19 protein-coding genes and 2 tRNA genes are annotated in these 19,308 nt (G+C 36.2%); 11 read left to right on the forward strand and 10 right to left on the reverse strand.

Annotated features, from left to right (window positions below):
• Nucleotides 1-8 precede the first annotated feature (8 nt).
• Together GGG_RS0111290 and ycaC are read right to left on the reverse strand one after the other, a co-directional pair.
• Nucleotides 9-932: a LysR substrate-binding domain-containing protein gene (locus GGG_RS0111290; protein WP_010114970.1), complete on the reverse strand. Its 924-nt coding sequence runs from the start codon at nt 930-932 to the stop codon at nt 9-11.
• Between the two features lie 144 nt (nt 933-1,076).
• On the reverse strand, nt 1,077-1,703 hold the full coding sequence (gene ycaC, locus GGG_RS0111295; protein WP_010114971.1) for an isochorismate family cysteine hydrolase YcaC: 627 nt from the start codon (nt 1,701-1,703) through the stop codon (nt 1,077-1,079).
• Between the two features lie 345 nt (nt 1,704-2,048).
• Between ycaC and GGG_RS0111300 the strand changes: the two genes are divergently transcribed.
• The 4 genes from GGG_RS0111300 (at nt 2,049) to GGG_RS0111315 (ending at nt 5,956) form a co-directional block, all read left to right on the forward strand.
• Nucleotides 2,049-2,924 carry a pirin family protein gene (locus GGG_RS0111300; RefSeq protein ID WP_010114973.1) on the forward strand — a complete coding sequence of 292 codons (876 nt, stop codon included), beginning with the start codon at nt 2,049-2,051 and terminating at the stop codon, nt 2,922-2,924.
• A gap of 471 nt (nt 2,925-3,395) precedes the next feature.
• Nucleotides 3,396-4,694, forward strand: a complete 1,299-nt coding sequence (locus tag GGG_RS0111305) for an FAD-dependent oxidoreductase (RefSeq protein WP_034599409.1) — start codon at nt 3,396-3,398, stop codon at nt 4,692-4,694.
• 19 nt (nt 4,695-4,713) lie between these two features.
• Nucleotides 4,714-5,532, forward strand: coding sequence for a cyclopropane-fatty-acyl-phospholipid synthase family protein (locus GGG_RS0111310; RefSeq protein ID WP_010114976.1), 819 nt, complete (start codon nt 4,714-4,716; stop codon nt 5,530-5,532).
• A gap of 7 nt (nt 5,533-5,539) precedes the next feature.
• Entirely contained in the window at nt 5,540-5,956 is a 417-nt protein-coding gene (locus tag GGG_RS0111315) for a GFA family protein (protein WP_010114977.1), read from the forward strand.
• Nucleotides 5,957-5,958: 2 nt separating this feature from the next.
• Here the strand turns inward: GGG_RS0111315 and GGG_RS0111320 are convergent.
• The 3 genes from GGG_RS0111320 to GGG_RS0111330 all read right to left on the reverse strand — a co-directional run bounded on the left by GGG_RS0111320 (nt 5,959) and on the right by GGG_RS0111330 (nt 6,893).
• Nucleotides 5,959-6,034 (reverse strand) — tRNA-Thr (locus GGG_RS0111320).
• A gap of 176 nt (nt 6,035-6,210) precedes the next feature.
• Nucleotides 6,211-6,351: a hypothetical protein gene (locus tag GGG_RS21025; protein ID WP_157998080.1), complete on the reverse strand. Its 141-nt coding sequence runs from the start codon at nt 6,349-6,351 to the stop codon at nt 6,211-6,213.
• 314 nt (nt 6,352-6,665) lie between these two features.
• A complete protein-coding gene (locus GGG_RS0111330; protein ID WP_010114978.1) occupies nt 6,666-6,893 on the reverse strand; it encodes a hypothetical protein in 228 nt (75 codons plus the stop codon).
• Nucleotides 6,894-7,294: 401 nt separating this feature from the next.
• Here GGG_RS0111330 and GGG_RS0111335 point away from each other — a divergent pair, with 401 nt between their 5' ends.
• Complete coding sequence (locus GGG_RS0111335) at nt 7,295-8,245, forward strand: hypothetical protein (protein WP_029574554.1); 951 nt, start codon at nt 7,295-7,297, stop codon at nt 8,243-8,245.
• Nucleotides 8,246-8,363: 118 nt separating this feature from the next.
• Here the strand turns inward: GGG_RS0111335 and GGG_RS0111340 are convergent.
• Nucleotides 8,364-8,450: transfer RNA gene (locus GGG_RS0111340), tRNA-Ser, on the reverse strand.
• A gap of 122 nt (nt 8,451-8,572) precedes the next feature.
• On the opposite strand from GGG_RS0111340, the gene GGG_RS0111345 reads away from it, so the two are divergent.
• The 3 genes from GGG_RS0111345 (at nt 8,573) to GGG_RS0111355 (ending at nt 12,303) form a co-directional block, all read left to right on the forward strand.
• Nucleotides 8,573-10,453 (forward strand): potassium transporter Kup, encoded by a 1,881-nt coding sequence (locus GGG_RS0111345; RefSeq protein WP_010114980.1) that lies wholly within the window; start codon nt 8,573-8,575, stop codon nt 10,451-10,453.
• Nucleotides 10,454-10,962: 509 nt separating this feature from the next.
• Nucleotides 10,963-11,982: a DNA/RNA non-specific endonuclease gene (locus GGG_RS0111350; RefSeq protein ID WP_202945564.1), complete on the forward strand. Its 1,020-nt coding sequence runs from the start codon at nt 10,963-10,965 to the stop codon at nt 11,980-11,982.
• A 75-nt stretch (nt 11,983-12,057) separates the two neighbouring features.
• Nucleotides 12,058-12,303, forward strand: a complete 246-nt coding sequence (locus GGG_RS0111355; protein ID WP_010114984.1) for a hypothetical protein — start codon at nt 12,058-12,060, stop codon at nt 12,301-12,303.
• Between the two features lie 73 nt (nt 12,304-12,376).
• Here GGG_RS0111355 and aqpZ read toward each other — a convergent pair whose 3' ends face one another.
• Both aqpZ and GGG_RS0111365 read right to left on the reverse strand, forming a co-directional pair.
• Nucleotides 12,377-13,069 (reverse strand): aquaporin Z, encoded by a 693-nt coding sequence (gene aqpZ, locus GGG_RS0111360; protein WP_010114986.1) that lies wholly within the window; start codon nt 13,067-13,069, stop codon nt 12,377-12,379.
• A gap of 290 nt (nt 13,070-13,359) precedes the next feature.
• The gene (locus GGG_RS0111365; protein ID WP_010114988.1) at nt 13,360-14,370 is read right to left on the reverse strand and encodes an AraC family transcriptional regulator; all 1,011 of its coding nucleotides are present in this window, start codon (nt 14,368-14,370) and stop codon (nt 13,360-13,362) included.
• Between the two features lie 220 nt (nt 14,371-14,590).
• On the opposite strand from GGG_RS0111365, the gene GGG_RS0111370 reads away from it, so the two are divergent.
• Complete coding sequence (locus GGG_RS0111370) at nt 14,591-15,229, forward strand: sterol desaturase family protein (RefSeq protein WP_010114990.1); 639 nt, start codon at nt 14,591-14,593, stop codon at nt 15,227-15,229.
• Between the two features lie 418 nt (nt 15,230-15,647).
• Here GGG_RS0111370 and GGG_RS0111375 read toward each other — a convergent pair whose 3' ends face one another.
• The gene (locus tag GGG_RS0111375) at nt 15,648-15,917 is read right to left on the reverse strand and encodes an oxidative damage protection protein (protein ID WP_010114992.1); all 270 of its coding nucleotides are present in this window, start codon (nt 15,915-15,917) and stop codon (nt 15,648-15,650) included.
• 11 nt (nt 15,918-15,928) lie between these two features.
• Nucleotides 15,929-17,359: an argininosuccinate lyase gene (gene argH, locus GGG_RS0111380; RefSeq protein WP_010114994.1), complete on the reverse strand. Its 1,431-nt coding sequence runs from the start codon at nt 17,357-17,359 to the stop codon at nt 15,929-15,931.
• A gap of 134 nt (nt 17,360-17,493) precedes the next feature.
• Here argH and GGG_RS0111385 point away from each other — a divergent pair, with 134 nt between their 5' ends.
• Nucleotides 17,494-18,510 carry a sensor histidine kinase gene (locus GGG_RS0111385; protein ID WP_010114996.1) on the forward strand — a complete coding sequence of 339 codons (1,017 nt, stop codon included), beginning with the start codon at nt 17,494-17,496 and terminating at the stop codon, nt 18,508-18,510.
• A gap of 49 nt (nt 18,511-18,559) precedes the next feature.
• On the forward strand, nt 18,560-19,297 hold the full coding sequence (locus tag GGG_RS0111390) for a LytTR family DNA-binding domain-containing protein (protein ID WP_010114998.1): 738 nt from the start codon (nt 18,560-18,562) through the stop codon (nt 19,295-19,297).
• The last annotated feature ends 11 nt before the right edge of the window (nt 19,298-19,308 follow it).

Below are 19,308 nucleotides of genomic sequence, written 5' to 3' on the forward strand. Positions count from 1 at the left end.
ATTGAATTTTATATGACATAACCTGAACCATGATTGGCTAAGTTTCTTAATCCGTCTACAAGTGTATCAATCAGCTTTTCCATCGCTAAGCGTTGCCCTTTACGAGAGGCATAAACCAATTGCACGGTCCCCATATTTGAACACCATTCGGGTAGAATATGGATTAAATCGCCTTTTTTAATATCTTCTTCAACTGCCAAATAAGGCAAATCGGCAATGCCTAAACCATCTTTAACCGCATAATAAACACCTGCTAAATCGTTACTTTTAATACGTGGTGTCAGTGGAATATTTACTTCTTCATTATGTCCAAGATGATGCAAATGCCAAGCATACTGCTGCTTTTGCGTACCCAGTACGATACTTGGAAATTCATGTAATTCTGGGAAATATTCAATAGTTTTATTTTTTAATAATGTAGGGCTTGCGACCAAACAATGCGTTGTTTTAATTACATCACGGACAATTAAATTAGAATCTTCATTGGCTTGAAAATTGGTGCGTATAGCAAGATCTACATCATCATGGATAAGGTCAACACGACGGCTGGTCAGCTCCAATTCAATCTCAACTTTAGGATAAGTTTTTAAAAATTGATTGAGTAAACTACGAATTTGGAAATGCATCATCACCGACGGGCAACTGATTTTGATTAAGCCTTGAGGTTCACTTTTTTGACGTAATAATACATTTTCGGCGCATTCAACTTCGGCAATCACCTTACAACAGGCTTCATAGAATTCTTGTCCGAGTGAAGTGACTTTAAAATGACGTGTAGATCGTTCGATGAGACGAATATTAAATTTACTTTCCAAGTCTAAAATACGTCGGCTCAGCTTGGATTTTGTAATATTACTGGTTTCACTTGCAGCACTAAATCCGCCGTGTTTGACCACCAGATAAAAGTAATAATAATCGTCAAATGAATGCATACATTATCCTAAATTTAGATCACTACAAAATAGCATAACTGAAAAAGCACAGTATTGATTCAATAGAAATAGTGCAAAAGCAAAGATCAGCCAATACAATGATTTGATTGACTGATCTGCATATTATTTATCTAATTGAATCACTTACTTTTGTGAAGTATTCGCATTAAAACTCGTGATAAGATTGCGATAGTCTGGAATATGGTTTGAAAATAGTGCACCTAGACCTTCAATATCATTACGCCAATCACGATGTAATTCACAAGCCATACCGAACCATGTCATCAATTGAGCACCTGCGCTTGAAACACGATCCAAAGCTGAATCACGGGTTAAAGCATTAAAAGTACCCGAAGCATCTGTAATCACAAAGACTTCAAAATCCTCTTCGAGTGCTGAAAGTGCAGGGAAAGCAACACAAACTTCAGTGACTACACCAGCAATAATCAATTGTTTTTTGCCTGTTGCTTTTACTGCTTTGACAAAGTCTTCATTGTCCCATGCATTGATTTGACCAGGACGTGGAATAAAGGGTGCATCAGGAAACATTTCTTTTAGTTCAGGCGCTAAAGGACCATTTGGGCCATTTTCAAAACTAGTGGTTAAAATCGTTGGTAAATTAAAATACTTTGCAGCAGCTGCAACAGCGAGTACGTTATTTTTAAATTTATCAGGATCAATATCACGGACAAGTGAAAGTAATCCAGTTTGGTGGTCAACCAGTAAAACAGCAGCATTGTCTTTATCTAAACGAACGTATTTTTTTCCCATTTTTCTATCCTCAGAAAGTGATTTGAAATCAAAAGTTTCATGTCAATCATTCAAGCAAATCATTTAAGTCAATCTGTTGAAGTATTTACTGAATACGACCAATCATAGGAATATTCTGTGAGGCTGTTAAGTCCAGAAAATAGGATTAATTGTCTTAAAAATGAGATAATTAATAAAAATATCGTCTTTAATTTAATCTTCGTTACTATTTTTGATATTTTAAATAGCTTGTAAAATCATAATCATCTCAAAAATAGGAAACTGAATATCAATTTCAGTGCTGATCTTATCCTTTAAAAATATTATCTTGCACTCATATTACTCCCTAGAGATAGGAGCTTTGAGATGAAAAAAATTATCGGCGTTTACCGTAATCAAAATATGCATTGGGTTGGCGATGGATTCCCTGTAAAAAATTTATTTTCTTATGATCGTTTAGGTCAAGCCATTAGTCCATTCCTACTATTGGACTATGCTGCACCCTATCATTTTGATTCGACAAAAGCACAACATGGTGTCGGTTCACATCCACATCGTGGTTTTGAAACAGTGACCATTGCTTATCATGGTGAAGTGACTCACAAAGACTCTCATGGTGGTGGTGGAACAATCAAAACAGGTGATGTGCAATGGATGACTGCAGGTTCAGGCTTAGTTCATGAAGAATTTCATTCACATGAATTTGCTGAGAAAGGTGGTCTATTTGAAATGGTACAACTTTGGGTGAATTTGCCTTCATCTGACAAAATGACCACACCTAAATATCAAGCGATTGATGCGGCTGATATTCCAGTGATTCAGTTTGAAAATGACGCAGGTCATTTACGTGTGATTGCAGGAAACTTTGCTGAACAAGCAGGGCCAGCGTCGACCTTTAGTCCAGTCAATGTATGGGATGGTGTATTAAAAGCAGGTCATGAAACGCATTTTCATGTTCCTGTGGATCACAATACCTTAGTGGCTGTTTTGGAGGGTGAGTTGCTGATTAACGGAACGCAATCTGTGCAAGATAACTCAATTGTTATTTTTGGCAATGATGGTGAGGCACATATTCAAGTTGCAGCTACTCAAGATGCTAAATTCCTTGTGTTAACAGGTAAACCATTAAATGAACCGATCCAAGGTTATGGTCCATTTGTGATGAATACCAAAGATGAAATTGTTCAAGCATTTAATGATTTCAATCAAGGTAAATTTGGTGAAATTGCTGTAGAAGCCTAAACAAGAAATCGGGTCGAAAGACCCGATTTTTTTTGCTTTAAATATGAATATTCAGATAAAAAAGAGGGTCTCTACCCACACAGTAGAGACCCTTTTTGCGCTGTATTTTCTCTTATTGATTTTTACTGTAGTAAGTACTTATGTTTATTATAATTGTGACTTAGTTTTCATTTTATGAGTGCTATGATAAAGAAAAATAAAGAACTTGTAAATAAAATTTTAAAAAATAGTTAAATTATCTGTTTGTTTTTAATAAATTTTTTATAAATATATGAAAAATATAAAATTATTAAGATGAATATTCACCTTATTTGCTAAAAAAATGAGTATTTTCGAATAAATTTTTGTAAAAATGTGGAATAGCGCTTTGTTTTGATCTTGTAAAAAAGTGGAAAACTGGAACTTTTTAATAGCTGCATTTTAGAATGCATGGCTCATAATAAAAAAAATGGAAACTCACGGATAATAACTTTGAATATTGCAGTCATTGGAAGCGGCATGGCTGGGCTCGCTACCGCAAGAATTCTTAAAGATGCAGGTCATAATATTACGATCTTTGAAGCTTTACCTGGTCGTGGTATGGATAGTCATAGTATTGAGTTTGAAGGTGGTTTGATTGATGCGCCTTTACGTGTGATGAATCAGCATTTGTGGAAAAACACGTTAAGCCTAGCAACACATCTCGGTATTAAAACTTTTCCTGTACGTACCTTTATGGCATGTAGTTGGTTATTTGAAGATAAAACTGAAACGTGGCTAACAACCTCACGTACACGTATTGGTAACTTTCCAATTATTAATAATCGCAAAGGGATTAAGCAGTACGGTTGGCGTTTAGTGAAAGGCATGTTGCAACTTAAAACAGCAATTCACCAATTTTTTAAATCTAAAAATCAAGATATTACCCTTGCAGATTTTATTAATCATAATGAAATAGAAGAAGTATTTTGGCATGGTGCTGTCATGCCAGTGCTGTATACGATTTGTACGTGTGATCCAAAAACAATTGGCGAATGGCCAGCAAAACCTTTACTGATTTTCCTCAAACAATTGACGGATGGTGATGCTCTATTACGTCTACATGGTGGAACGCCAGCCTTCGTAGATAAATTGGTTGAAGGTATTGATATCCGTAGTGGCTCTGAAATTACTAAGGTTGAAGAGCAGGACGATCATGTTCTTGTCGAAAATGTAAAAGGTGAGCAATTTCAATTTGACCGTGTTGTTGTCGCAACGCCAACCAATAAACTAGAAGAATTTTTAAATCCTGAACAATTTGCAGATGATATTGCATTGTTGAAAAAATTTAAGTTTGAGCAGGGCGAATTGGTGATGCATACAGATCCAACCGTCATGCCACCTAATCGTAAAGATTGGAGCGTGCTCAGCTATATGATGGATCGTCAATTTACCAAACAACAGTTTACGGTTTGGCTCAATTCGATTGAACCAAGTTTAGTTGGAAAATCACCCGTATTTCAAACATGGCGACCAGTCACGGATATTGACCCGAAAAAAATCATTTCAACAGTGACGCTTACACGTGCTGTAGTGAATACTGAAACCGTAGCATTGAATAACGAATTGCAACAACGACACAAATCACCTGATCGTAAAGTATTTTATTGTGGATCATGGTCATGTGATGGTTTACCTATTTTAGAATCAGCGGTGACGTCTGCTATGCACATTGCTGAGATTTTTGGCGCACCATTGCCATTTGTAGGATTAAAACCTAAAGTAGAGGTCGCACCGCAGCTCGGCTATTAAACTTAAAAGGGTTAATCATTTGAAATGGTTACAAGCAATTCAAAATAAACTTCCTCAGCATAAATATGCAATCAATGCAAAATTACTGGGAGATGATCGTGAATGTGCTTGGACCAATTTAGGCTATTGGAATGATGCAACATCATCCTATCCAATGGCTTGCGAGCAATTGGCTGAACATCTTGCACAAGCTGTTCAGCTACAACCACAAGATCGTGTATTGGACTTGGGTTGTGGACAAGGTGCGAGTCTAAAATATTGGCGAGAACATTATCAAATTCAAGACTTAGAAGCGGTAGAGCTGCAGCAAGACTGTGTCGATAAAATCAATAAACACATTCAATTAAAAGCTATTCATTGCCAATCTTTTTTAAACTTAAAACAGATTCCTTTTCCAAATCAGTTTGATGTGGTGATGTGCATTGATGCAGCTTATCACAGTGATTTAAATGTATTTTTAAATGCGGCACATTCAGTTTTGAAGTCAAATGGTCGTTTGGGATTTCATTATTTAATGTTTTCTGATCAATCGCTTAGTGCTAAACAGAAAATAAAATATGCTTGGCTTTTAAAAGCGGCAGATGTGACTTGGGAACATTTAAAAAATGAACAACAGCTTTTGCAGACATTAACACAGCATGGTTGGAGTAATATTGTTATTCAGGATTTTTCCGCATCGGTTTTGAATGGTTTTGCTGAATATATAGAAATACAAAAAATGAAAAAAAAGAGCTTTGATCTGGAGCAGTTAAAAATAGAGATGACTGCCAAGTTGTGCCGAAAATTTTATCAAGATGGTTTAGTGCGTTATATTCAAGTCAGTGCAACTAAAAAGTGAAAAGAAAATGCCAACAGAATATAAAGGTTCATGCTTGTGTGGAGCCGTGACTTATCAGGCCGATGTTGCTCCTCGATATCGTTTTAATTGTCATTGTCGGGATTGTCAAAAAATAACAGGGAGTGCTTATGCACCGATTGCATTTTTTCATCAATCAGAACTTAAAATTCAAGGTGAATTGAAATATTTTGAATCTTTAGGATTATCCGGAAAGCCAATACGTCGAGCATTTTGCGTGACATGTGGGTCACAGATGTTTGGATTGCCAGAATTAGCACCAGAAATGATTTCAATACGCGCAGGGACGTTAGATCAACCGAATTTGTATCAACCGCAAGCAGAATGTTTTGTTAGTCATGCAAATGAATGGGATATATTAAATCCAAATATTGTGCATTTTGAGGAAATGATGAGGAAGAGATAAAATGGTGCCGGCACACGGATTCGAACTGTGGACCTACTGATTACAAGTCAGTTGCTCTACCAACTGAGCTATGCCGGCGACTTGGCGAGAATTTTACAGAATATTTACAAGATTGCAAGCCAAAAAATAAACACTTGAATGATCTTTATCGTTGATGATGGTTTGAGAGAAATTAACTTGGTCAAATTTTAATGTTTAAACGAACAATTGTAGAAATTTTGATGAATAAACAGCATTGTAAGTCGTTTAATAAATTACGCTTTAATGCCAAGCAAGTGAATCACAGCTTGTTTGATGGAGTGGGTTGTTGAAGTTTTTGCAAAGCTCGACGTTGAAAATACGATAGCATTGGCAATGAGTAAGACAGCACAGACGATCAGTTGTAGTTCTTTCATAATAATTTTTCTTAATATGAACTGGTGTGCATTATTTTTATCAAAGTTGATTTTATTTGTAAATATGTTGATATTGATTTAGTTGAAAAATATTCCTTCAAATAGGTTTTTACTGGAAATAATTATTTATAAAATAGCGAGAAAATACAGTTTGATACAGCATAAATGTTTAAACAAGATCACAGTATTGAGCAATTTTCTTCGGTGGAAAAACAAAGAAAGTAATTGCAGTGAATAAGGCTTACATCAGGTAAGCCTTATGTGATTTTTAGTAGAGTGAATGAATAAATCTTATATAAAATAATAATATAGACTTATTTACTCTTTAAAATATGATCTAAATCTTGTGCACATTCTTCGAGGGTGATTGCCATATCAATTTGCATTTGGGGTTTTAATTCGTTTGCGAGCTTTCTCCATTCTTCGATCAATCGAATTGCTTTTTGAATTTTATGTTTATTTACATCTTTGGCAATCGTTGGGGTATATCCACCACGTTTAGCATTTTTAACTTGTCTTACATAATTAGTGCTGGTATTCATCATCACTCCCGAATATCAGTTTTATGTTATTCACTTGCTTGAATCGCTACTGGGTTGAGTTAGGCACTTTGATTATCTTTAAGGAATATTGCATCTATATGTATATGATCTTTATTTTTAATTTGTTATGACCTCCCGAAGATATGCTAGAAGTTTTATGTTTTGATACTAATTCAAGGAAATGATAATTGAAAGAGTAACTTGCATTTTTATGTGGAGTGTTATGTATCTATTTACTTCAAAACGTAAAAGAGTGGTTAGATAGAGAAAGGGACGAGAACAATAGTTTTTAACATGACACGAGAACAGCAAAACAACTTTTAAGATGTTGCTAGTAGCCGTTTACACATGTATTAAGAATACGTTACTTTTAAACCACATTATAAAAACTTGGCTAGACAATGAATGACTTAACAACAAGATTTTTAAATAATTTTAGTCAGTGGCATGATGTAGCTCTGACCCTCATAAAAGCCATTATTGCAATAGGGATATTGTGCTTGGTGGCATACCTTTTAACAATTGGATATATCCCTTCAGAAATTAGTTTTGGTGATACACTCATTTTTTTACTGATTTTTATTGCTTGTTCTATAGTCTATGCCGGCTTAAGCATGGTGTTATTTTTCTTTGGTATTTCCTTAACACCTGTGGTCTATATGATTTTTAGTACGGTTGATAAATATTTACCACCTCATGTACGAATTGGGAAAAAGCTTCCATTTCCAAAGATCAGCATTCTTACATTAGTTGCATCCCTATATCTTTTATATACTATTCGAGGCTTGTTATTATTAGATTGGAAAATTAGCCTTTATGTTGTTGTTACAGCAAGTTTTATTTCCTTGTTTTATTATGCCTTTTATATCAATCGTCAGAAGATCAAAGAATTCAATAATAAGTTTGATAACTTAAAAGATATCATTGATGACCCTGATGCAAGTGAAAATATCAAAACATTTGCAAGGGTCAAATTAAAGCGATTAGAAACTCATATTAAAGACAGCATACAAATTGCACTTTTTCTTATTTTGACTCCACTTGTTCCCATGTATTTTATTGACGATATTGGGAAAGTATTTTTAGATTTTACGATGCAAAAAACAGGTGTAAAAATAGAAAAAGCAACGTTGTATGTTAAATCACCTTATGCCAATTTAATTGATTTACCAAAAACGACAACGAATGAACTCAGCCAGTATCAAACTTTTATTTTTAAGGATGTAAAAGTGTTATTTCAAGGAATTGGAAAAAATACTTTAATTTCCTACAAAGTTAAAAATATTGAAAAACAGATCGTCATTCCAAATGAATATATTATTGTGGAACGAATGCGGAAAGTTGATGAATAATTCGAAAATTATATCGAGATTGCAACAGATAAAGTAGATCGTATCAGACATAAAAAAAGCCTAAATCCTTTAGATTTAGGCTTTTGAGTACATCATGAGATATTGTAAGAATTGAAAATGGCGAGAGAGGGATTCGAACCCTCGATACGCGCAAACGTATACACACTTTCCAGGCGTGCTCCTTAAGCCACTCGGACACCTCACCAAGGCGAGCGATAATAACCAAAAAAATGAAATCTGCCAAGCTGAAACAATTGATTTAAGGCAAAAGTTTTTATGCAGTGATATTATTATGGAAAAATAGTGTCGACTTTTAGAAGACGTTTTATGCAAAGTACTGCAAAAAAGGCAGCGTTGCCTGCAATTACGCTAGCAGCATTAGGGGTGGTATTTGGTGACATTGGAACCAGTCCTCTATACGCACTACGTCAATGTTTCCTTACAGCTCATGTTGCAATTACTGAAGCAACTGTGCTTGGAATACTCTCGTTGATTTTCTGGTGCATGATGCTGACCATTAGTTTCAAATATGTCACCATCATTATGCGTGCTGATAACAACGGTGAAGGCGGTATCATGTCTTTGCTGGCACTGAACTTGAGATCTAACCGAATTGCAGATAATCGAAAAATCTATCTGATTGCACTAGGTTTTATTGGTGCATCATTATTCTTTGGTGATGGCATCATTACCCCTGCAATTTCAGTTCTATCTGCGATTGAAGGTTTAAGCGTCGCGACGCCTATGTTTAATAAATGGTTGATGCCTTTAGCAATAGGAATTCTTACAGCACTGTTTCTTGTACAGCGACATGGTACGGGAACTATGGGCAAATTCTTTGGTCCAATTACATTGACATGGTTTGTGTCGATTGGTCTTGTCGGAATTTACAGTATTAGCCAAACACCCTATGTGCTGAGTATGTTGAGTCCTCATTGGGCACTTAACTTTATTTTCCATCAACCTTATGTTGCTTTTTTGACAATGGGTGCTGTGATTCTTACGGTCACAGGCGGTGAGGCGCTTTATGCCGATATGGGGCATTTTGGACGCCTTCCGATCCGTTTAGGGTGGTTTATCATTGTTCTGCCATGTTTGGTTTTGAACTATGCAGGACAGGGCGCCTTATTGTTGCGTGATCCAAATGCAATTGAAAACCCATTCTATTTACTTGTTCCAGAATGGGGCTTGTATCCGATGATTGCTTTAGCCACCGCCGCAGCTGTGATTGCTTCGCAAGCAGTAATTACAGGTGTATTTTCGATGGCAAATCAAGCGATACAATTGCGTTATTTACCACGGTTAACTGTTCATCATACGTCCGATGTTGAACAAGGACAGATTTATTTACCCTTTATTAATTGGGTACTATTTGTATCAATCGTTTTACTTATTGTCATTTTTCAGAATAGTGCGAATTTAGCCAATGCTTATGGTGTTGCCGTAACCATGACCATGTTCTGTGACACTATTTTAATTTCTATTTTGGCTTATGGTTTTTGGCGTTGGCCGAAATGGAAAGTGGCTTTATTTGCCATTCCATTCTTAATCATCGATATTGCTTTTATTGGGTCAACCTCACTCAAAATTATTTCTGGTGGTTGGGTTCCAATTCTGATTGGTGCAATGGTATTTACTATTCTCATGACGTGGAAAACAGGACGAGAAATTGTCTTTAATCGTTTAGAAAAAGATGCTTTGCCTTTAGATTTATTTATTAAAAGTGTTAGCTTGAATGACGGAGCAATGTGTGTTCCAGGGCAAGCAGTATTTTTAACGGGGAATCCAAATATTGTGCCACATGCCATGTTGCATAATATTAAGCACAACAAGGTTTTACATGAGCGTAATATTCTTGTGACGGTGATTACTCGTGATGTGCCTTTTGTTCCAGATCAAGAGAGAATTCGCGTAGAGGTATTAGACGATAAGTTCCAGCGTGTATTTGTATATTATGGATTTAAAGATCAGCCTGATATTCCAAATGCATTAGCGCTTGCGTATGCTCAGCTTGAGATTGATTTTGACATGATGCATATCAGTTTCTTCATCTCGCGTGACCGCCTCATTCATACAGTGGGTGAAGGGATGGCGCCGTGGCGTGAAAAGCTATTTATTTCAATGCAACGAAATACCAGTCCTGTGAGTGATTTCTATCAAATCCCACCGAACCGTGTCGTTGAAATGGGAAGTCAGATCGAAATTTGATTTCTTATACAGTACGTACAGCGTGTTTTGTTCTCCAAAGCCAAGATTATTCTTGGCTTTTTTATTGATTTTAAAATGTATCTTTTGATGGGTGAACGGGCATGTTGCATTTGTAATTTCAATACATATTCATTCAGTTGGTTTTTATTTATCTGTATCAGTCATTTTAATAGCATTAAAGCTTAGTAAAGCGTCAAGCAGTGTCGCCACTATCTCGCTGATCTGCTTTTAAAGTGGCATACTCAATCAGGTAAATTGCATGGAAGATAAGGCGTTGCAAGGCTTTCAAGGAAAATTTATAGGGAAAGCAATGAATTGTTACCAGCAATGATGCTTTGCTGTACGGAATATGTGGAAGCTTTATTCGTTTGAATATTCACATAATATCTTTGTTGGTATCAGCTTGCTAGGTTATTGATATTCAAAATTCATTTTTGGATTTATGTGCAAATTTATAAATTGGTTTGGATTATTTGGGAAAATTTTGGTTGAAAAATTCAGTTGTGAAAATGATGTTAGGTGTAGTTGCTACTGGAAGTGTTGCCATTGCTTTTGGACAAGAAAAAATTGCTCAGTTTATTCCTTTTACACAAACCAATCGTTTAAGTTCGGATTGTTTGGCGCAATTCTATCGAGATGAACCGCCAGTTTTAGCCAAAGAAAGTTTAAAGAAGAATAGTTATCCTCTATGTTTTAACGGTTTTAATGTTATGTATTCTGGGGTGTCGAAAACACCTTTATGGACAGCTGAACACTTATCACCACAGCGTTTAAGCCAGAAAATTAAACGTGAAGATAATTTCCATGAAGAGCAACGATTGAGTTCTGCACATCGTGCATTATTATCGGACTATCGTGGCTCTGGTTATGATCGTGGGCATATGTCTCCCAATGGTGATATGTCTGATAAAGTTTCACAATTTGACAGCTTTTCATTGGCCAATATCGTACCGCAAGCGCCAAAAAATAATCAGCAAGTATGGCGTGAGCTTGAAGAAGCAACACGTGCAATGGTCACCAAGCAGAAGAAAGATATTTATGTGGTGACAGGCCCTATTTTTTCAGGAAAAAGACTTAAAACCATTGGCAGTGGTGTAATTGTTCCGACAGCAGTGTTTAAAGCCATTTATATTCCCAAACATGGCATTATTGGAGCGTACTATTCTCCAAATAATGATTCACAACAGGTTAAAATAGTGAGTGTTTGCTATTTAGAAGAACAATTGGGGATGAATTTATTTCCACAATTGACGGAAGAACAAAAACGAAATACTTATAAGCTGCCTTTGACTGCAAATCAGGTGAAAGCCAATAAAGAAATTGAATATTCTCATTGGGATGCAGAAAGCCAATGTGCGGAAGATATTTCAAAAGATCAAATACAAGCTTTGCAAAAACAGTTTCAACCGAAAGGCACAACAAGTGCCTCAAATATTGAATTACCTAAAGTAGATGAAGAAACTAAAGACGCGTTGGTTAAGCAATTGGTAGAGGCTTTATTGCAATATATATTACAAATTTTAAAGTAATTTGATGCTTATATTCTGGTCAGGTTGTAAAACCACTTTATACTGCATCAATACCGAAAAAAACGAGAATACTCAATGTTTAAACCCTTTGAAAATGGAACGGAATCGCATTCAATTCATGATTTAACTTTAGAAAATCAAGTGGATTGTGTGAGTATTTATGGGAATTTGCAGATCACCAAAGACAAAGCAGGTTTACAAGCAGCGCAAGTATTGCAAAGCTATTTAAATCAAATTGTTGCGGATTTAGAGAAACAAGCTGATCTACCAGAGCAAATTGCACGTCAAACTGAAGGTGAAATTGAAAATCCATTTCTGTAATTTTGATCAGTAAAAGCTTTTATTTTGACAATAAGAAACCTGCCGAAGCAGGTTGTTTTATTGTCACGATGAATTAGTTTTTAGGTTCACTTCCCACAATTTTATAAATCGTTGCACCGATGATGGCACCTACAATTGGTGCAACCCAGAATAACCACAATTGGCTTAATGCAGCAGTTTCTGCAAACAATGCCACTGCGGTACTACGTGCAGGGTTTACGGACGTATTGGTCACAGGAATACTGACCAAATGGATGACGGTTAATGTCAAACCAATCGCAATTGGTGCAAAACCAGCTGGTGCACGTTTATCCGTTGCACCCATGATTATAATTAAGAATACTGCTGTGAGCACAATTTCGATCAGTAAAGCAGAAACCATTGAGTATTTGCCTGGTGATAAGTCACCAAAGCCATTGGTTGCGAAAGCACCAACACCTGTAAATCCAGCTTGACCTTGTGCAATTAAATAGAGAATGAATGCCGCAAAAGTACCACCAATCACTTGAGCGATAATGTAGGGTGCGAGATCTTTAACATCAAAACGGCCACCAACCCACAAGCCTACGCTGACTGCTGGATTGAAATGACCACCTGAAATATGTCCAAATGCGAAAGCACCTGTTAATACGGTTAAACCAAAGGCTAGAGCAACGCCCATAAAACCAATACCGAGTTCAGGGAAAGCCGCAGCCAGTACCGCACTACCACAGCCGCCAAAAACGAGCCAAAAGGTTCCGAGAAATTCTGCGAGATATTTTTGCATGTTTATTCCTATTTCTTTTTATGGAAAGGGTTGGTTATCCAATGTTGTAATCAGTGAAGGATAGCCAGTTGATTATGTAAAACTTTATTTTGCTGAGTGAATAATAATCTAAAAATATGAAAATAAAATCACAAATCTGCATTTTTAACGTAATTTTTTTTGAAAAAGTTCGTGTAGAATTTTTAATAAATATATTTAACAATGATTTGATTCAAAATAAATGAATACATTTATCTTAAAAAAGCATAGAAAAACGTTAACTATTTTATTTTTAAGCAGGATTTAAGCGTCTATTTAGATGATCTATTTCGAATTCTCCATTGCTGTGGCGTAATACCTGTCCATTGTTTAAATGCACGTTGGAAGGCACTTTGTTCAGAATAACTAAGCAATAATGCAATCTCATGTAGCCCTAAATAAGGGTCTTGTAGGTATTGAACAGCCAGTAATTTTCGGACTTCTTGCACCCGTTGTTGATAGGTCGTACCTTGATTTTGTAAGTGGCGTTGTAGTTGTCGAATAGAGATATTCAGTTGCTTTGCAATCTCGCCAATTTGATACAAGTTCTTTTGTAATCCCAATAGAATAATTTGCTGTAAACGCTCATCGATTTGGCTGGAATTGGGGAGGTCATTCAGTAAAGCTTGAGCTTGTTGCATTAATAATTTTTGTAAAGTTTGATCACCATGACTGAGTGGAACGGTCATGACGTGCAATGGGAAAATTAATTCTGCTAGGGGCTGATTAAATCTGACAGGGCAATCAAAGAATTTTTCATAAATTTTTAAATTTGATGGTTTTACATGAGTAAAATTAATTTGGTGTAGTTGAATATCTTTGGTTGATAAAAAATGCCTGAGAAATTGCACCATGAGCGCAATGGCAATTTCATCGGTGATTTGTGTTGTGAGATGAGAAGGTAACGTTGTCCAATGAATACCTAAATAACCATCATGAAAAGATTCTATTTTTAATGGACTTCCATCAAAAATTAAACGGTGATAGTCAAAATAACGAGAGAGAGCTTCTCCCATGGTATCGCAAGATTGTGCAATATAAGCGATGATTCCAAGATGTTTAGGCTGTACATGGGCTGCGATTTCGAGTCCTAACGCAGGACTTTGGGTTTGTGCTTGAATGTCATCTAAAAGCTCACGCCATATATTAAAATCAAAGCGTTCTAAGTTTTGAACTTGTTGTAATTTAGGTGAAATTTTCAATCCATTTGCTTCACTAAAAGCAAAGAGTAATTGTCCAAGTCCTCCATAGACGGAGCCAGCGTAATCCTTAAATTGTTGCATCTCTATAATCTTTTTATTGTTGATCGTTGATAAAAGAAATCTATTTTCCGAAAATATTCTAATCAAGTTTGTTATTAGCAAACAAGCGCATTTCAGGACATGTTTATCTCAATTAAGGATAGTAAATCAATGTCGTAATTTGTCAATGGAAAAGTTTTTTCATGTCAATATCTTTTATTGTCACTCTTTTATATTAAATATATGTGAAAGGAGATACCCCATGTTAAAAGGTTTTGTTGTTGGTTTAGTCTTTGCAAATGGTTTTGAGTGGATGGCACATAAATTTATTTTGCATGGTACACATCGTTCAGGTCAGCCACGTTATAGCCCTGTTCCAAGAAGTATGAAATCACACTGGGAACATCATCGTGAAGTGCGCAAACAAGATTTCAATGATGATGGCTATGTAGAAGGAATTTCAAACTGGCGAACTAAAAATGAAATTGTTTCATTGGCTGTGGTTGCTGGAGCTGCAAGTTTGATTTTCTATCCGATCTCAAAAGGCATGGTTGCGGCATCTTTATATAGTGCTTGTAATTATTATTATATTCATCGCCGTGCACATCTTGAGCCAGACTGGGCAATGAAAAAAATTCCTTGGCACTATGACCATCATATGAATTCAAACCAAGATGCCAACTGGTGTGTAACCAAACCTTGGTTTGATTATTTAATGGGTACACGTGTGGTTTCTTCTGCGGATTTAAAAGAACAAAATCCGTTGGGTGTGAAATTACCTGAACCTGTCGCTCAATGGCTGTCATCTGCTGTAGAGAAATACTTCCCTGCAAAGTGGGTAGAAAAGACACCTAAATTGGTTCAGAAAGAAGCTGAAGAAAGCATAGAGTCTGTTGCTTAAATTGATACTATGTATTTTATTTTTATAGAAATATGGTTTGGTGTTAAACACTAAAATCATATTTGTATGTCAATTTTAAGTTTATTTTGTAATTTAGATAAGTCGCAAATTGTCAAAAAAATGTGCGTATATTGTCAATATTTGCGTATGTGATTCAAGTAAACTTAGCGTTATAAGTACTTTTGTGCTTATTCAGAATGCATACGCTGTAGTTTCTGAAGTTTATAGGAGTCTCCAAGACTCCTTTTTTTATGGCTAGAAAAATGTTGTGGTTATTCTCAGTAATAAAAAACTAGACATAAAAACTAACACATAAAAAATCCCCTCTAAGCTAACTAAGAGGAGATTCTTTTAAATGAAAGCCTACGCACGCTTTCAGCGTTTGTCTTGCGTAACTTTTAGAGCAGTGCTCTAAAAGTTACTCAGGCTTTAGGCCTTCAGCTTTTTCTAATGATTCGTCATTATTAAAGAACTTCTCACGTTGCTCTTCCAAAAACTTTTTCGCATCAGCTTCAAATACATTCAATCGCTTTTCATTGATCAATGTTGTTTGATGTTTTAACCATTCCTGCCAAGCTTGTTTTGACACTGTGTCAAAGAGTTCTTGACCTTTTGCACCAGGAAATGGTGCAAAATCTAAAGCTTCTAACTCTTTTTGATATTTACGGCAAAAGACTTGTCGAGTCATATCAAAACTCCTTATGCATAAAGTTTTTCTAAACGGGTATAAGCACGTTCAATTGCGGCGGCAACTTGAGCAGGCGCAGTACCACCAATGTGATTACGTGCATTCACAGATGCTTCAAGTGTCAGTGCTTTTTCAAATACATCTGCTTGAATCAAATCTGAGAATTGCTGAAGTTGTTCAAGTGTTAGCTCTGATAAGTCTTTAGACTCTTGAACACCTAAAGCCACAGCTTTACCGACAATTTCATGTGCATCACGGAATGCTACGCCATTTTTAACAAGGTAATCAGCAAGATCAGTCGCAGTTGAGAAACCACGAAGTGCTGCTTCACGCATGATGTCAATATTTGGTACCAAGGCTGGAATCATGTCAGCAAAAGCCATTAAAGAGCCACGAACAGTATCAATCGCATCAAATAATGGTTCTTTATCTTCTTGATTGTCTTTGTTATATGCCAACGGTTGACCTTTCATTAGTGTTAATAGGCTGATTAAGTCACCGTATACACGACCGGTTTTACCACGAATGAGTTCAGGAACATCTGGGTTTTTCTTCTGCGGCATGATTGAAGAACCTGTGCAGAAACGGTCAGGAATGTTCACAAATTTAAACTGTGCAGAAGTCCAAAGAATCAGTTCTTCTGACATACGTGATAAATGCATCATGATCAGAGAAGCAGCAGCATTAAATTCAATACCAAAATCACGATCAGATACTGCATCTAATGAGTTTTCACACACAGCTTCAAAACCTAATAGCTCCGCAGTGTATTCACGTTCAATCGGATAAGTTGTACCTGCAAGCGCGGCTGAACCTAAAGGTAGGCGATTGACACGTTTACGACAGTCAATTAAACGCTCTGAGTCACGAACCAGCATTTCAAACCAAGCCATTAAGTGATGACCGAAAGTCACTGGCTGAGCAGTTTGTAAATGGGTAAAACCAGGCATGATGGTATTGGTATTTTTAGCAGCTAAACCTAAAATACCTTTTTGTAATTTTTCAAGTAATTGTAAAATAGCATCAATTTCATCACGTACATATAAACGAATATCTGTAGCGACTTGGTCATTACGACTACGACCCGTATGAAGTTTTTTACCTGTGATACCGATACGCTGTGTTAAACGTGATTCAATATTCATGTGCACATCTTCTAAATCGATGCGCCATTCGAAATTACCCGCCTCAATTTCAGCTTTAATGGCATTTAAACCATTGATAATGTCGTCACGTTCTTGTTCTGTTAAGACACCAACTTTTGCTAACATGGTTGCATGTGCAATAGAACCTGCAATATCTTGTTTATAAAAGCGTTGGTCAAATTGAACAGATGCAGTAAATTCAGCAACAAAGGCATCAGTAGCTTCGGAGAAACGACCGCCCCACATGCCTGAAGTTTGGGCTTGTGACGGATTAGAGGAATTAGAAGATGTGGTCATATCGGCTCAGTAGGAAAAAAAGCAGTAGAACTCGCAACAGTATAACAAATTCAGCCTCACTTGCCGAAGTAAAGCACAATCATTCATCAATAAAATCCAATCAGTATTTTCGTCAGTCCTATTTTTTTAGGAAAATGGGACATCGGCGATATTTATGGGAGCTATTTATTGCCAGTAATGTACTTGCGCTGCTATTGGCATTATCTGAAGCCAAAGGTTGGGAAAATTTAAATTTTGGACATGTCTTAGAATATATTTTTTATATTAATTGGATTTTACTGGCATTTGCTGCATTTCAGGACTTATTCCAAAAGAAAATATCTCAACTGAGTTATTTATCCGCTACTGTATTTAGTTTTTTACTGTTACAAATAATTGTGCTGTGTACAACAGTAGTTTTAAACATTGTGCATTTTTGGGGGCAAAATTTTTCTTTACAACATATTTCAGCTCAGGATATTCAGCATAATTTGGTTTTACATCTGAGTTATGGCATTTTATTAGGCGCATTTTGTCTGCGATATATGTATATTCGAGAGCAGACTGTTTTACAGCAAAATAGTGAGCTTAATGCGCGTATTCAAGCGATGCAAGCACGTATTCATCCCCACTTTTTATTTAATAGCCTAAATAGTGTGGTGAGTTTGATTGCGATAGATCCCGATAAAGCAGAACAAATGCTGATTGATTTATCCAAGTTATTTAGAGCGAGCTTTCAAGAATTAAAATTGGTGAGCTTAAAAGAAGAAATTGAATTGTGTAAACAGTATATTGCCATAGAACAAATTCGATTAGGGGATCGTCTAAATGTCGAATGGAATATACAGCAACCCTTGTTATTAGGCGGGATTCAAATCCCTTTGCTGACCTTACAACCATTAATTGAAAATAGTATTTTTCATGGCGTAGAAAGGAAAATATCCAATGCTAAAATAGCCATATTGGTTGAAATATTAGAAAATCAAGTCAATATAGTCATTACCAACCCATTTTTACAAGATAGAATAAAAGTTAGAGAAGGGCATGGAATTGCTTTAGAAAATGTAAAACAGCGTTTGAAAGCACATTTTGGCGATTCTGTTTATTTTCGAAATTATGCGGGAAATGGATTATTTACTACAGTAATTCAATATCAGTATAAAAAGAGATGATTGGAATAAAGATTAAAATAAATATTAGGTATCGGGGCAAGGAGGGAAAATGGACATCCTGGTTTGTGATGATGAACCATTGGCAGTGGAACGTTTGTCACGATTAGTGTCTCAATTAGGACATCACGTTATCGCAACAGCACAGCATGGGCGACAAGCTTTGGACATGGTTCAACAGTTTGAGCCAGATGTTGTACTGCTTGATATTCAAATGCCTGAAATGGATGGGCTGACCTGTGCGCAGCATTTAGCACATTTTAACCCAATGCCAGCAATTGTATTTTGCACAGCATATGATGAACATGCTTTGCAAGCGATCCAATCTCAAGCAAAAGGATATTTGTTAAAACCAATAGCAAAGGATGAATTGGAAGCAGTTTTGGGGAATGTAACCAAACTGACGCAAGCTCAACTCACTAATTTAGAAAAAAAAGAACTCATGGAAGAAAAAGTGCAAAGACAGCAAATTGCTGCAAAAACGTATCGAGGTTTAGAATTAATTCCTGTTGAAAATATTTACTATTTTCTAGCAGATCAGAAGTATGTCACTGTGCGCCATAAAAACGGTAGTGTGCTGATTGATGAAACTTTGAAGGATTTAGAAACTGAATTTGCAGACCGTTTTATTCGAATTCACCGTAATGCTTTAATTTCTTTAGACTATTTGGATGGTTTGGAAATGGTCGCATCTGGGCAGTATCAAGCGAGATGTCGGGAGCTAGAAGAACGCTTGGCAGTCAGTCGTCGTCATTTACCTTTGCTTAGAGAGCGCATGCAAAACTTATAGTTGGATAGGAA

This window comes from Acinetobacter sp. P8-3-8 (genome assembly GCF_000214135.1).
Lineage (GTDB): Bacteria > Pseudomonadota > Gammaproteobacteria > Pseudomonadales > Moraxellaceae > Acinetobacter.

Coding starts and splice junctions, on each gene's coding strand:
- GGG_RS0111300 (WP_010114973.1), top strand. CDS start 2,049: ATGAAAAAAATTATCGGCGTTTACCGTAATCAAAATATGCATTGGGTT.
- GGG_RS0111390 (WP_010114998.1), top strand. CDS start 18,560: ATGGACATCCTGGTTTGTGATGATGAACCATTGGCAGTGGAACGTTTG.
- GGG_RS0111350 (WP_202945564.1), top strand. CDS start 10,963: ATGATGTTAGGTGTAGTTGCTACTGGAAGTGTTGCCATTGCTTTTGGA.
- GGG_RS0111335 (WP_029574554.1), top strand. CDS start 7,295: ATGAATGACTTAACAACAAGATTTTTAAATAATTTTAGTCAGTGGCAT.
- GGG_RS0111375 (WP_010114992.1), bottom strand. CDS start 15,917: ATGACTCGACAAGTCTTTTGCCGTAAATATCAAAAAGAGTTAGAAGCT.
- GGG_RS0111315 (WP_010114977.1), top strand. CDS start 5,540: ATGCCAACAGAATATAAAGGTTCATGCTTGTGTGGAGCCGTGACTTAT.
- GGG_RS0111290 (WP_010114970.1), bottom strand. CDS start 932: ATGCATTCATTTGACGATTATTATTACTTTTATCTGGTGGTCAAACAC.
- GGG_RS0111330 (WP_010114978.1), bottom strand. CDS start 6,893: ATGAATACCAGCACTAATTATGTAAGACAAGTTAAAAATGCTAAACGT.
- GGG_RS0111365 (WP_010114988.1), bottom strand. CDS start 14,370: ATGCAACAATTTAAGGATTACGCTGGCTCCGTCTATGGAGGACTTGGA.
- GGG_RS0111385 (WP_010114996.1), top strand. CDS start 17,494: ATGGGACATCGGCGATATTTATGGGAGCTATTTATTGCCAGTAATGTA.
- GGG_RS0111345 (WP_010114980.1), top strand. CDS start 8,573: ATGCAAAGTACTGCAAAAAAGGCAGCGTTGCCTGCAATTACGCTAGCA.
- ycaC (WP_010114971.1), bottom strand. CDS start 1,703: ATGGGAAAAAAATACGTTCGTTTAGATAAAGACAATGCTGCTGTTTTA.
- GGG_RS21025 (WP_157998080.1), bottom strand. CDS start 6,351: ATGAAAGAACTACAACTGATCGTCTGTGCTGTCTTACTCATTGCCAAT.
- aqpZ (WP_010114986.1), bottom strand. CDS start 13,069: ATGCAAAAATATCTCGCAGAATTTCTCGGAACCTTTTGGCTCGTTTTT.
- GGG_RS0111355 (WP_010114984.1), top strand. CDS start 12,058: ATGTTTAAACCCTTTGAAAATGGAACGGAATCGCATTCAATTCATGAT.
- GGG_RS0111370 (WP_010114990.1), top strand. CDS start 14,591: ATGTTAAAAGGTTTTGTTGTTGGTTTAGTCTTTGCAAATGGTTTTGAG.
- argH (WP_010114994.1), bottom strand. CDS start 17,359: ATGACCACATCTTCTAATTCCTCTAATCCGTCACAAGCCCAAACTTCA.